The organism is Bartonella bacilliformis Ver097, assembly GCF_000709795.1.
Classification (GTDB): domain Bacteria; phylum Pseudomonadota; class Alphaproteobacteria; order Rhizobiales; family Rhizobiaceae; genus Bartonella; species Bartonella bacilliformis_A.
Genome location: NZ_KL503802.1, coordinates 329,762 through 342,901 on the forward strand (window position 1 = coordinate 329,762; position 13,140 = coordinate 342,901).

General features: G+C 40.9%; 9 protein-coding genes. 7 read left to right on the forward strand and 2 right to left on the reverse strand.

The window, feature by feature from the left end; all coding sequences use genetic code 11:
- Nucleotides 1–144 precede the first annotated feature (144 nt).
- Complete coding sequence (locus H710_RS01340) at nt 145–4,854, reverse strand: NAD-glutamate dehydrogenase (protein WP_041849065.1); 4,710 nt, start codon at nt 4,852–4,854, stop codon at nt 145–147.
- A gap of 260 nt (nt 4,855–5,114) precedes the next feature.
- Between H710_RS01340 and H710_RS01345 the strand changes: the two genes are divergently transcribed.
- The 4 genes from H710_RS01345 to rpsP all read left to right on the forward strand — a co-directional run bounded on the left by H710_RS01345 (nt 5,115) and on the right by rpsP (nt 8,345).
- Nucleotides 5,115–5,771, forward strand: coding sequence for a carbonic anhydrase (locus tag H710_RS01345; protein ID WP_041849066.1), 657 nt, complete (start codon nt 5,115–5,117; stop codon nt 5,769–5,771).
- Between the two features lie 244 nt (nt 5,772–6,015).
- Nucleotides 6,016–7,563, forward strand: coding sequence for a signal recognition particle protein (gene ffh / locus H710_RS01350; RefSeq protein WP_041849067.1), 1,548 nt, complete (start codon nt 6,016–6,018; stop codon nt 7,561–7,563).
- Between the two features lie 79 nt (nt 7,564–7,642).
- Nucleotides 7,643–7,831 carry a hypothetical protein gene (locus H710_RS01355; protein WP_041849068.1) on the forward strand — a complete coding sequence of 63 codons (189 nt, stop codon included), beginning with the start codon at nt 7,643–7,645 and terminating at the stop codon, nt 7,829–7,831.
- A 151-nt stretch (nt 7,832–7,982) separates the two neighbouring features.
- Nucleotides 7,983–8,345 carry a 30S ribosomal protein S16 gene (gene rpsP, locus H710_RS01360; RefSeq protein ID WP_041849069.1) on the forward strand — a complete coding sequence of 121 codons (363 nt, stop codon included), beginning with the start codon at nt 7,983–7,985 and terminating at the stop codon, nt 8,343–8,345.
- A gap of 100 nt (nt 8,346–8,445) precedes the next feature.
- Here rpsP and H710_RS01365 read toward each other — a convergent pair whose 3' ends face one another.
- On the reverse strand, nt 8,446–8,661 hold the full coding sequence (locus tag H710_RS01365; RefSeq protein WP_041849070.1) for a DUF1674 domain-containing protein: 216 nt from the start codon (nt 8,659–8,661) through the stop codon (nt 8,446–8,448).
- An 85-nt stretch (nt 8,662–8,746) separates the two neighbouring features.
- Between H710_RS01365 and htpX the strand changes: the two genes are divergently transcribed.
- From htpX to H710_RS01380, 3 genes are all read left to right on the forward strand, one after another.
- Complete coding sequence (gene htpX / locus H710_RS01370; protein ID WP_041849071.1) at nt 8,747–9,778, forward strand: zinc metalloprotease HtpX; 1,032 nt, start codon at nt 8,747–8,749, stop codon at nt 9,776–9,778.
- Nucleotides 9,779–9,867: 89 nt separating this feature from the next.
- A complete protein-coding gene (locus H710_RS01375; protein WP_041849072.1) occupies nt 9,868–11,238 on the forward strand; it encodes an RsmB/NOP family class I SAM-dependent RNA methyltransferase in 1,371 nt (456 codons plus the stop codon).
- Nucleotides 11,239–11,305: 67 nt separating this feature from the next.
- Nucleotides 11,306–13,015 (forward strand): heparinase II/III family protein, encoded by a 1,710-nt coding sequence (locus tag H710_RS01380; protein WP_041849073.1) that lies wholly within the window; start codon nt 11,306–11,308, stop codon nt 13,013–13,015.
- The last annotated feature ends 125 nt before the right edge of the window (nt 13,016–13,140 follow it).

Here is a 13,140-nt window from a genome sequence, read left to right on the forward strand (position 1 = left end):
TAATAATTTGCGCACTTTGTTGTTTTTGTCGGTTTATGTTGAAAAAATGTAAAAGGTCAACCTGTTTACCGCAACTCCTTTGTAACTCGACAAAGGAGCAGGGGAACTAAGTTATTCAAGATAGGCTCTCTACACTATCTTTCTTTAAGATTGGAAGGTGGTGTTTTTGAGTTGAGCGATCATACTTGCTGCAAAGGTAAAACGAGAAATATTAAGATCACCTTCAATAAGTGCACCAATTCGATTGGTCACCGTGTAAATTTGATTTTCTCCTGTTTTGATCCAAACTGCGAGCGGATCATTTTGTTCACCATAATTTTGCAAAATTTTCGTAACAATTTGCCGTAAGCTTTCAGCAATATTTTCTTTCGCTTGGCTTAAAGCCATACCATCATAATAATCAAAAATAGGGATGGCTCGGCTTGCTTCATCAATACGGTTTATGTGAATAATTTGAGCAAGGGAGAAGTAGATTTGTGCTGTTTGAATCAGGTCACTTTTATTTTGTTTTGCAATTAGAGAAATATCACAAATGATCGAGGCGACTTCCAGGAGAGCTAATTGTTGTGCTAAAGCTTTTGGTGCTCCTTCTTTGCAATAATTTGCTGCTTTTCTTGCAATTTTTTGATGAATGTCTCTACCATTGGAGTGTGTAAGCTGTTTTTCAATAACAGTACGGGCCTGTTTGATTGTTTTCACAAGATCTTCCAACGGTGTCGATAAATCCATATGACGTAAACCCCAATTAGTTGCTTCAAAGAGCATTGAGGTGATTGCTGCATAGAATTTATTTTGGATAAGACCAGGTATTTTATTATCAAGATTATCAATTTGGTTAGATAATTGCGGAATTTCAAAACCATCACGAATAGCAATGAAAACACGAATAATATTTTCAACTTTTTGTCCTGTTTTATCTTGCAGACGATTAACAAAAGTTGGTCCTCCACGATTGACAATATCATTGGCGACAAGAGTTGCAATAATATGACGGCGCAATTGGTGATTAATGATTTCTTGCTTAAACTGGATTTGCAGTTGGGTTGGAAAATACCCCAATAAGGTTGAATCAAAATAATGATGGTCAACAATAGGATTGTTGGCAATTTCTTCTTGCAGAGTCAATTTCGCATAAGCCAAAATAACAGCAAGCTCTGGACGTGTGAGACCCTGATTTTGAGCAAGTCTTTGGCGTAAAACTTGTTCATCAGGTAAAATTTCAACCCGACGATCAAGGAGGTTTTTCTTCTCTAGATCATTGATAAAGCGTGCTTGATAAGGCAAATCAAGAGCACCTCGTCTTTCCGCTAGTGAGAGAGCAAGAGGTTGCAGATAATTGTTGCTCAGCACTAATTGCTCAACCTGTGGGGTCATTTCCTTCAAAAGAGCATCACGTGTGTTACGGGTGAGTTTTTTTGCTTGCTGTGCTGATGCGAGAACGATTTTGATATTCACTTCAACGTCAGAGCAATTGACCCCTGCAGAATTATCAATAGCATCTGTATTGCATCGCCCACCATTTAAAATATATTCAATACGGCCGCGTTGAGTAAGACCAAGATTAGCGCCTTCACCAATGACTTTAGCACGAACCTGTTCACCGGTGATGCGCACTGCATCATTGGTACGGTCGCCTACTTGTGCATTCGTTTCCATTGTTGCACGGATATAAGTTCCGATACCGCCAAACCATAAAAGATCAACAGGTGCTTTTAAAATGGCCGTAATAATTTCAAAAGGTGTTCCTGTTCGTTTTTCAAAACCAATAACTTGTGCAGCTTCACGGGAAAGAGTGATTGTTTTCGCTGTACGTGGGAAAACACCACCACCTTTTGACAATTTTCCTTGGTCATAATCTTGCCAGCTGGAACGGGGAAGTTGAAACAGACGCATACGTTCTGCATAACTTTCAGCGGTATCTGGATCTGGATCGATAAAGATATCACGGTGATCAAAGGCAGCGATCAGCTTTGTTTGCTGCGACAATAACAATCCGTTACCAAAGACATCACCCGACATATCGCCAACACCAACGCAGGTGAAAGGTTTTGTTTGGATATCATGGTCAAATGACTCTCTAAAATGTCTTTTGACAGCTTCCCATGCGCCTTTTGCTGTGATTCCAATCGCTTTATGGTCATAACCTGCTGATCCTCCAGAAGCAAAAGCATCATCAAGCCAAAAGTGATTTTCTTGGCTTATAGCATTTGCGGTGTCAGAAAAGGTTGCTGTTCCCTTATCTGCAGCTACAACGAAATAGGGGTCGTCGCCATCATGGCGGATCACATTAGGGGCTGCGTTGACTTTGCCATCAACCAGATTATCGGTGATAGATAGCAGTGCTGCAATATAGCTAATATAGGCTTGTCGTGCGGCTTCTACAACAACGGAACGGTTATCAGTTTGAGGAAGACAATGGGGATAAAAGCCACCTTTTGCACCAACAGGGACGATTACTGCATTTTTGACTTGTTGGGCTTTGACCAAGTCGAGCACTTCGGTACGATAATCCAATGCGCGGTCGGACCAGCGAATACCTCCACGAGCAATAGGACCAAAGCGTAAATGAACGCCTTCAACTTCTGGACCGTAAACAAAAATTTCTCGGTAAGGGCGCGGTTCAGGCAAACCCTCAATTTGGCGTGGATCCAATTTGGTGGCCAAAATACGTCGCGGGCTCCCATCGGCAAGAGGGGTAAAGGCGTTGGTGCGTAGGCTTGCTGCAATCAAATTACGATAACGACGTAAAATAAGATCATCATCCAAACTGGGAACATGCTGTAATTTTTCTTCAATGCGTTGTTGAATGATTATTTCGTTTTTCTGTCGTTCTTCCGCTGTATGACTTTGATGAAATTTCAAATGAAATAAAGCATAAAGATCCTGAGTAATGTGAGGATAGGCGTTTAAAGTTTTAGCGATACGTTCTTGCGAATAAGGAATGCCTGCTTGTTGGATATAGCGTCCATAATGGCGCAAAATAACAATTTCGCGCCAATCCAGTTGGGCTGTTTGCGTAAGCGCGTTAAAAGCATCATCGTCAGCATTTTGGGCCCAAACAGCTTCAAATGTTTCAGCAAGTTTAAGACCATTTTTGTCAAGATTAACACAAATTTGGAAAGAGCTTTCTAGTTGCATATCGTGAAGATACACATATTTTCCATTGCCGTCTGGCAGTTCAAGAGTTTGTTCGGCTATGACGCGGAATCCCATATTTTCAAGGAGTGGTACCCGTTTAGAAAGAGCAAGCGCTTCATGACGGTGAAATAGCCTGAGAGCAATGGTGTGTTTTTCTTTATGGTGGGTGTGATAAAATGTCACAAAAAGAGGATGTTCATCATTAAGATTTAAAATATGAGTTGCATCGTTTATAGCATCTTCCGCTGAAAATAAGTCACGATAGCTGTTGGGAAATTGACTGGCGAGATGTGTTTGCTGATCTGTCGCTTTGTGAGCAAGAGCTACAGCTTGGACAGTGTTTTCCCAGTTACGTGTGATCTCGCGAACAGCGTGCTCAAGAGTGGTGCGTTCAATAACAGGAGCACTTTGGTTGCTTTTACGGTAGATGATATAGTGGATGCGAATCAGTGTACTTTCCAAAAAAAGCGGATAGGATTCAAAGAAATCACCTTCATAGATATCGACAAAATAAGCACCAATTTTTTCACGTTTGCTGCTGCCATATTGATCCCGTGGGACATAGACAAGGACGGAAACAAAACGTCCAAAAGAATCAGCGTGAGCAAGAACCCGTAAACGGGGACGTTCATCTAATTGCAGGATGAGTTTAGCATTTTCTGTCAGTGTATCCACATCAGAGTGGAACATTTCATCTCTTGGATAGGTTTCCAAAACACTGATAAGGGCTTTCCCAGAATGGTCAGCCCGATTATATCCAAGACGCTGAATAATGGTTTCAGCTTTTTCTTTTAAGAAAGGGATTTTTAGAATAGAGTGTGTATAAGCTGAAGATGTAAACAACCCTACAATACGCATTTCTCCGCAAGGAAGTCCTGCTTTATTAAAAATTTTCAGACCAATATAATCTAATCGAACAAAGCGGTGTATTTTTGAGCGGCTATTCGCCTTTGTCACGATAAACAAGGCGTCGCTTTCCATAAAGGATAAGAATTCTTGAGGACTCTCTTCCATATGCGCATTTCCAATAATGCGGATAGAGGCATCTGTAAGAATACCCAATTCAACATCACCAGTGTTAAGAGCTTTATCAGGGTTTTGGCCTTTAATGAAATCATAAGTGCGCAACCCAAGAAAGATGAAATTATTGTTCATCAACCATTGCAGAAATTCAATAGTTTTTGCACTTTCTTTCTGGTAATTTAGTGGCAGGTTTGTTTGATAGGCATGAATGCGCTTTTTGACTTGCTCAAGCATGGGCTGCCAATCTTGCACCGCTGCGTTGACTTGTCCAAGAACTAAGGTGATCTCATCTTTAAGCTTTTGAGCTTGTTGTTGATTTAAAGCTTCAACATGGATTTGCATCAGACTGATGCGTTTTTCGGCAGCACAATCAAGAACAGGATGCGCAATCAAATAAATTTTGTTTATTTGTTGATTGAAGACATTCAAAATAGAATCAAGCAAGAAAGGTTTGTTGTCATTAACCAACGTAACAACAGTTAAGGGTTTGTCATTACAGGTTAGAGTGTGTTCAAAGCAGACGGTGCTTTCTCCTTCCCGATATTGGTGGAGGGCTTCAGTAGCGATTTTTGCAGCTTTTTGGAGTTCACTGCTTTTATAGCGGGCTATATCTTCTTCATCTGCATGAGCGAAAAGAATTGATTCTATTTCATTTGGATCTTTCTTAATATCCAGTATTTCCTGTTTTGACATAATAGTCCTCCCTCTTTTTGCTTTGGGTCGTTTTTTCCTCACAAAAGTTGGCTTTTACGCCATTATCCCTAGTGTATCATCTTATTGACTAAAGGGAAGAGAGATTTACCTTCAGTGATTATAAATTCTTTTCGTTACTTTATAGCAGGAATGATGACATTAAAATGAATAGTTTGTGTGAATGTTTTATTTTTGTATTCAAGATCATGTGTAAAATGATAAGAACCTAGTCAAGATTTAATAATTAAAGTGACGATATAATGATTTTGCCAGAAAAACTTCTCAAAGGATACTGGTCCTTTATGGATAATCGTTTTTCACAGGAGAGAGAGCGTTATCAGCAATTAGCAAAAGAAGGACAAAGGCCAGAGACTTTGGTCATCGCTTGCTGTGATTCTCGTGCCACTCCAGAAACGATTTTTGATGCTTGTCCAGGTGAAATTTTTGTTCTACGTAATGTAGCGAATTTGGTTCCTCCTTTTTCTCCTGATGATCAATATCACGCAACGTCAGCAGCGATTGAGTTTGCAGTACAGTTTTTAGAAGTCAAACATATTGTTATTTTAGGACATGGGCATTGTGGAGGGATTCGTACCGTTCTTGATGAAACTTGTAAGCCCTTATCATCAGATGATTTTATTAGCCGTTGGATGAGCCTGTTGACACTAGCAGGAAAAGCTGTTGCGAGTAATTCATGGATGACTGCAGAAGAACGGCAAACAGCATTGGAACATATTTCTATTCGTTGTTCACTCGAGAATTTAGAGACATTTCCCTGGTTAAAAACGCGCAAAGATGAAGGGCTGTTAAAATTGCATGGAGCTTGGTTTGATATTTCAAGTGGTGAATTATGGAGCATGGAACAAGAAACAGGAAATTTTACCCGTGTTGAAAGCGAATTGCTTTCTCAATTCTGAAAATACTCTCTGTTTCGCCTTCATTCTTGCGTGATAAAATCTTGACAAAGGACAGTTTTTGTTGTTTGAAACAATGAGCATTTAGTGACAAGAATTAACTTGGAATCACCTACTGGGACCCCGCTTAAGGGTATAAAAAGATCCCAGAGGTCAACACCCGACAGCGCGTGGCGTTCTCGGGTGCTGTTTTGGTTTGCCATGTGGTTTGCTTGTTAGTTTTTGTTACAGAGAAATGAGGTTAGTGATGTTTGAGTCTTTGCAGGAACGTCTTGGGTCTATTCTGTCCAATTTGACAGGGCGTGGTGCTTTGTCAGAACAAGATGTTGCGACAGCTCTGCGTGAAATTCGTCGTGCCTTGCTGGAAGCTGATGTCGCGCTTGATGTTGTGCGTTCTTTCACGGATAGGGTTCGTGAAAAAGCTGTTGGGTCTGCTATTGTTAAATCTATCAAACCAGGCCAGATGGTTGTTAAGATTGTTCACGATGAACTTGTGAACATGCTTGGAGACGAGAATGTTTTAGGCGATTTTAATGCACCAGCGCCGGTCGTTGTTATGTTGATTGGTTTACAAGGCTCAGGAAAGACGACGACAACAGCGAAACTTGCAAAGCGTTTAACTGATAAACATAATAAAAAAGTTTTAATGGCGTCGTTAGATACACGTCGTCCTGCTGCACAAGAGCAGCTTCGTCAATTAGGGGAACAAGGAGAGCTTGCCAATTTACCAATTATTCCTGGTCAATCGGCTGTTGATATTGCTGTACGTGCTGTTCAGGCAGCAAAGTTAGGCGGTTATGATGTTGTCCTTTTTGATACGGCAGGGCGTAACCATATTGATGAAGCTTTGATGCTTGAATTGGCAGAGATTAAGGCTTCTTCTTTACCACATGAAATTTTGTTGGTTGCAGATAGTCTGACTGGTCAGGATGCAGTTCATCTTGCTCGTTCTTTTGATGAGCGGATAGGACTTACAGGGATTGTTTTAACACGCATGGATAGTGATGGCCGTGGCGGTGCTGCTCTTTCAATGCGTGCTGTGACAGGGAAACCCATTAAAGCGATCGGTATTGGCGAAAAGATGGATGCTTTGGAAGAGTTTCATCCTAGCCGTATTGCGGATCGTATTCTCGGCATGGGTGATATTGTTTCTTTGGTTGAAAAGGCTGCTGAAACAATTGACCATGAAAAAGCTATGGCTCTTGCCAAAAAAATGCAAGCTGGACAATTCGACTTGAATGATCTTGCAGACCAATTGCAAAAAATGAAACAGCTTGGTGGTATGGGAGGCATTATGGGTATGATGCCAGGTCTGGGAAAGATGAAAGATCAAATCACAGCTGCAGGCCTTAATGATGGTCTTTTAGATCGCCAATTAGCGATTATTGGATCAATGACACGTGAAGAACGTCTCAAGCCTGAAATTTTAAAACATAGTCGTAAACAGAGAATTGCTAGAGGGTCAGGTACGAGTGCAGCTGATATTAATAAGCTTTTGAAAATGTATCGTCAGATGGCTGATATGATGAAAGCTATGGGCGGAAAAGGAAAAAGCGGTCTCATGGGCAAAATGTTAGGGGGATTTGGTTCTAAAATGGGATTAGGGGGGTTGGAGGGAACTGGTGCTCTGCCTGATCTTTCCGGATTTGACCCTAAGCAATTATCAGCGCTGCAAAAGCAGATTCAAAATAATTCTTTGAGCGAAGGACTGCCTGGTCTTCCAGGGCGAGGCTTAAAGATTCCTGGTCTTCCTGAAGGAAAAGGGATCGTGCCTCCATCGCTTAAGAAGAAGTAAATCACAAAGAGAAAACACATATAATGCAGCAAAAAGATGTCAAAATATTTTATGTTTATGTAAGGGTTTCAAAAATTGAATGATGGTTTTTATGCAATTATTGATTGACTGTGTGGTCGAGCGTTTTTGGGGTATGCAAGCTGCTGCGTTTTTAAAAACCTCTCTATTGGTTGGCGACCTGTCTTATGCAGGGGTATCTTACACAGTACGAGTCAAAGACGTGTTTACATGGCATCTTTACAACCATTGGCCAAAAGCAGTTACCTAGCAGTCATCTCTGTGCAGATTATGTAAGAAAAATTTTTGAATTTTATTGTGAGGAAAATTATTGATAATCACGGAATAAATACGCTGAAAAGCAAAAAACAAAGAAAATAAGTTAAAACGAAAGCCAAAATTGATAACAGGAGAAAAATAATATGGCCCTAAAAATTCGTTTATCACGTGGAGGTTCAAAAAAACGTCCTTACTACCATATCGTTGTGGCAGATGCACGCAGCCCACGTGATGGACGCTTTCTTGAACGCGTTGGTGCATGGGATCCAATGTTGCCAAAGGATAAGCCACGTGTAAAGCTTAACGAGGATCGTATCCAACATTGGCTTAATCAAGGGGCTCAACCAACAGATCGTGTTTTGCGGTTTTTGGATGCTGCTGGTTTAAAAAAGCGTCCAATACGCAATAACCCACATAAAGGTGAGCCTGGCAAAAAAGCACAAGAACGGATAGCTGCTGCTAAACAAGCTACCGAAGATGCTAAAGCAGTAGAAGTATCAGCCTAAGATAAAGGAAAGCTTTACATATGGTGATTACGATTTGTTTTGGGTAAGCTGATTTTCCTAAAAAGAAACAGAGAGTGTCCTCATTAAAAACTTTAGTTTTTCAAAAGTCTATAGCGCGGCCTTTAATTTCCCAGTCTCCATAGCGAGCAGGATCTTTGCCGCCGCGCCCACCGCTTTCTAAAGGTTTTTTCTCATGGGTTTCGTGTTTGCGTCTTTCTGCAGCCTCCTGTAAGGCACGCTGTGCTGCTGGGGAGAGGGAGGAACTTGGCTGAAAGCAAGCTGTATCGTTGTTTATTTTCTTATCCTTTTTGTCCATTTTATACCTATGTTCCATTGAAGAATCAGGAAGAAAATACCATCCTATAAGAATGGTTACACTTTAGCATGGAGTTTTTTAAAGAATGAACATAATGCGCACAACAATGCTTTTAGCTTTTATGACAGTTCTTTTTATGGGAGTTGGTTATCTGGTTGGAGGGGGCAGTGGTATGGTTGTTGCTCTTTTCATAGCAGGAGCATTAAATTTTTTTTCTTATTGGAACTCGGATAAAATAGTTTTGCGTATGTATGGTGCGCGTGAAGTTGATGAGCATTCTTCACCTGTATATTATGGGATTGTGACTGAACTGGCTCAAAGAGCCTCTCTTCCACAGCCGAAGGTCTATATTATTGATAATGCACAGCCCAATGCTTTTGCGACAGGGCGTGACCCACAAAATGCAGCTGTTGCTGCAAGTACAGGGCTATTGAAACAGTTGAGTGCAGAGGAAATTTCTGGGGTTGTGGCTCATGAATTAGCGCATATTGAGCATCGCGATACCTTAACGATGACATTGACGGCAACCATTGCAGGAGCGATCTCTATGCTTGGTAATTTTGCTTTATTTATGGGAATGAGCGGGCAACGCAATTCTTCAGGGAATTCTCAAGGGGCTGGAATGCTTGGGACTGTTATTGCTTTGTTCGTTGCACCTTTTGCAGCAATGCTGGTGCAAATGGCGATTAGTCGTACACGTGAATATGCTGCTGATCAGCGGGGAGCTGAAATATGTGGAAATCCTTTGTGGTTAGCTTCAGCTTTGAGAAAAATTTCTGGGAGTGGACAGACGTTGTATAATGAAGAGGCAGAGAGTAATCCAGCAACAGCCCATATGTTTATTGTTAATCCTTTAAGGGGTGAAGGAACGGACAATCTTTTCTCTACTCATCCAGCAATTGAAAATCGTATTGCAGCTCTTCACAAGCAAGCAGAAAAGATGGCAAAAGAGGGGAATAAAAGGATGAAATTTGCTGTAGAGAATGGGCCTTATGGGAAACATGGCAATTTAAAAGATGAAGATCTCAATCCAGAAGCTCAGAATGGTTTTATACATCATCAGAAAAAAAAGATTCTTCGGCGGGGTACAGACCGCCCCACTTGGCTTCGTCATTAAAATTCAAGAACGGCCTCGATGAGAACATTTTTAAATAAGAAATGTGCGTTAAGGTTTTATTTTGAAACATGAAATGAGAAAGTGGATGGATGTTTGAAAAGAATGTTCAAGGATTGGCTGTTCGTCAAGTATGTGTCCGTCTTTTAGGTGCGGTACTGGATAAGCATACGTCTCTTTCTGGTTTAACAGATCATGAGCATGGACATCCCCTTTATTTGAAGCTTTCATATCGTGATCGTTTATTATGTCGGGCTATTTTGATAGCGGCGTTGCGTCATCGAGGCCAGATTCAAGCAGCTTTATCACGTTTTTTAACACGGCCTTTGCCGCCAAAAGCATTTGCACTTCAGCATCTTTTCCATATTAGTGCAGCGCAGATTCTTTATCTTGATATTCCTGATTATGCAGCAATTGATTTAGCGGTGCGTGCAGCCAAAATCGATCCTCGTACACGCTGTTTTTCGGGATTAGTTAATGCTATTTTACGCAATTTTGCGCGTGATGCGATGGTGTTAAAGAGGCAAGCACTTACTTTTAATGAGGTTCCAGATTGGTTTTGGCAGCTTTTGGTCTCAACTTATGGGGAAGAGAAAACACAGCGGATTTTAGCGATGCAAAGCGAAACACCACCGCTTGATTTGACTGTTAAATCAGACAGTGAGGGGTGGGCAAAACGACTTGGAGGTGTTGTTTTACCAAATGGTTCGGTTCGTCTAAAAGCTTTGGAGAGCTCTGTTGTCGATTTACCAGGCTATGCAGAAGGAGCTTGGTGGGTTCAAGATGTTGCAGCCGCTTTACCTGCTCGTTTCTTAGGAGATATTCATGGGAAACGGGTGGTTGATCTTTGCGCTAGTCCTGGAGGAAAAACGGCGCAATTGGCCTTGCAAGGAGCAGATGTAACAGCAATTGACCTTTCTGCTAATCGATTAAAGCGTTTAACAGCCAATATGCATCGGCTTAATTTTTCCGTGAGCTATTGGAATGGTGATGCAAGAAATTTTCATCCTGAAAAGCTTTTTGATGCAGCGCTTCTTGATGCTCCATGCTCTTCTCTTGGAACGATCCGCCGTCATCCTGATATTTTATGGACTAAATCACGAGAGGATATCATGAAGCTCGCTGCTGTACAATATGATTTGTTGTTGGCAGCTATTGCTATGGTCAAAAAGGGTGGGCATATTGTTTTTTCTAATTGCTCACTGGCAAGAGAAGAAGGTGAAGATCTGATTGAGAAGGTTTTATCAACACGCGATGATGTTGTTTTAGAGCCTATTTTAGAGAATGAATTAGGAGATATGAAGCATGTATTGACAGTTGAAGGCATTGTGCGAACAACACCTGCTGATTTTTGTGGATCTGTGGAGTTTGCTGATTTTAAGAGTGAAAATTGTTATGCTGAGAACAAATTGTTATTTGGAATGGATGGTTTTTACGCAGCACGTCTCCGGAAAATTTCTTAATTAATATTTCATTTACTAAAATAGTTGACAGTGTATTTTGTTAAGTGAATACAAGGAAAGTAGAATTGTGGCGATTGCTGTTAAATATCCTCAAATGAAGGTAGGAGCCTTTTTTTATAGGATGTTACAAGTATTTTGGCGTTTATGGGTTGGGCCTTTATTTCATGGGCGTTTTTCACGGTTTCGTCCGCAAAAAATTTTAGCACGCCCCATTGATTTGCATGTTGCGGATCCCATGATGGCGCATGAATTTTACCATGGTCGCTTTTCTTTTTCAGGTCGTATTGTTCAGTCGGGTTCTGTTTCGCCTTTTGCACTAACATCACCAACCTTGGAATGGGAAGCAGCACTGCATGATTTTCATTGGTTGCGGCATATGACAGCAGCGCGTAGTCAACTGGCAACAGCCCATGCGCGTTTCTTATTAGAAGATTGGCTTGACCATAGTGGCAAAAAAATTAAAGGACTTCCTTGGAGTGGGGGGGTTGTTGCACGGCGTTTGATTGCATGGATTTGTCATGCACACATGCTCTTAGAAGGTGCAAGTGAGCAGTTTGAAAAGCGATTTTTAAATGCGCTTGGTTTTCAATTTCGTTATTTGCGCGTCACGATTTGCAGTATGGAACATAATGATCAACGCTTGCAGGCAGCAATAGCCTTAGCATTTGCGTCTTTAGCTTTACCTCTTTCTGCAACAATGAAAAAAAAGGTTCAAACCTATTTGAGCCGTGAACTTGCGCATCAAATTCTTGTTGATGGTGGTCATATTTCACGCAATCCTGCTATTGTGTTCAATTTGTTACCAGATTTATTATCGTTGCGTCATCTTTATATGCATAGCAATGAAACGGCACCACGTATTTTGATTGATTCTGTTGAGCGTATGTTGCCAGCTTTGAGGTTTTTTATTCATGAAGATCAAACATTAGCACATTTCAATGGGGTTGGACCTATTGCTCCAGAATGCTTGTCTACAATTTTAGATTTTGATGAAACAGCAGGAAATCTCTTTAGTCATGCGCGTTATTCAGGATTTCAGCGTTTAAATGCTCATGAAACGACAGTGATCGCTGATACGGGAGAATTTCCACCACGTTCTGTTGCAGAGCATGCTTGTTCGGGATGTTTGTCATTTGAAATGTCATCTGAGGGACACCGCTTTATAATCAATGCGGGTATTGATCCGTATGGACGTGAAGAATATCGGCATTTTGGACGGATTACAGCAGCACATTCAACGGCAACATTAAATGATTCTTCAGTGGGTGTTTTTCGAAAAATAAAAAATAAGGCGTCTTCCCTTTTGCTGAAAGGGCCTAAAAATATTCAGATACAGCGCATAGAGGATGCCAAAAAAATTGGTTTTATTGCATGCCATGATGGTTATGTGCGACCTTTTAATCTTTTGCATGAGCGTGGACTTATTTTGACGACAAATGGCACGATGATTGAGGGGTTTGACCGCTTTTTCATGCCAAACAATGATGAGTCTAAGAACTATAAATCTGTTCAAAATGAATCACACAATGTTGCAGTTCGGTTCCATCTTCATCCAAAAATTGAAGTGAGCCGTGAGGATCATTTTGTCCGTTTAGCTGTGGGAGGTAAATCGGTGTGGCATTTTATGTCTCCTGATGCTGATCTTTACCTTGAAGATTCAATTGATTTTGCTGAATTAACAGGTCCACAACATACACAGCAGATCGTTTTATACTTCCGCCCTGCAGTACAGGAAAAAGTTCGTTGGCGTTTTACCCGTATAGAATCAAAGAAATAATTAGTGTCTTTCATGAAGATGCTGAAAATGATTCTGTTAATCTGGAGAGGTAAAAAGAGGTATGCTATCTATCCTATGAGTATATTTTGATTCAAGCTCTATGGACACACAGATGCAGTCTTCTT

Excerpts from the sequence above, each read along its gene's own strand:
- H710_RS01340 (WP_041849065.1), bottom strand. The coding sequence starts at position 4,854 with ATGTCAAAACAGGAAATACTGGATATTAAGAAAGATCCAAATGAAATA.
- H710_RS01345 (WP_041849066.1), top strand. The coding sequence starts at position 5,115 with ATGATTTTGCCAGAAAAACTTCTCAAAGGATACTGGTCCTTTATGGAT.
- ffh (WP_041849067.1), top strand. The coding sequence starts at position 6,016 with ATGTTTGAGTCTTTGCAGGAACGTCTTGGGTCTATTCTGTCCAATTTG.
- H710_RS01355 (WP_041849068.1), top strand. The coding sequence starts at position 7,643 with ATGATGGTTTTTATGCAATTATTGATTGACTGTGTGGTCGAGCGTTTT.
- rpsP (WP_041849069.1), top strand. The coding sequence starts at position 7,983 with ATGGCCCTAAAAATTCGTTTATCACGTGGAGGTTCAAAAAAACGTCCT.
- H710_RS01365 (WP_041849070.1), bottom strand. The coding sequence starts at position 8,661 with ATGGACAAAAAGGATAAGAAAATAAACAACGATACAGCTTGCTTTCAG.
- htpX (WP_041849071.1), top strand. The coding sequence starts at position 8,747 with ATGAACATAATGCGCACAACAATGCTTTTAGCTTTTATGACAGTTCTT.
- H710_RS01375 (WP_041849072.1), top strand. The coding sequence starts at position 9,868 with ATGTTTGAAAAGAATGTTCAAGGATTGGCTGTTCGTCAAGTATGTGTC.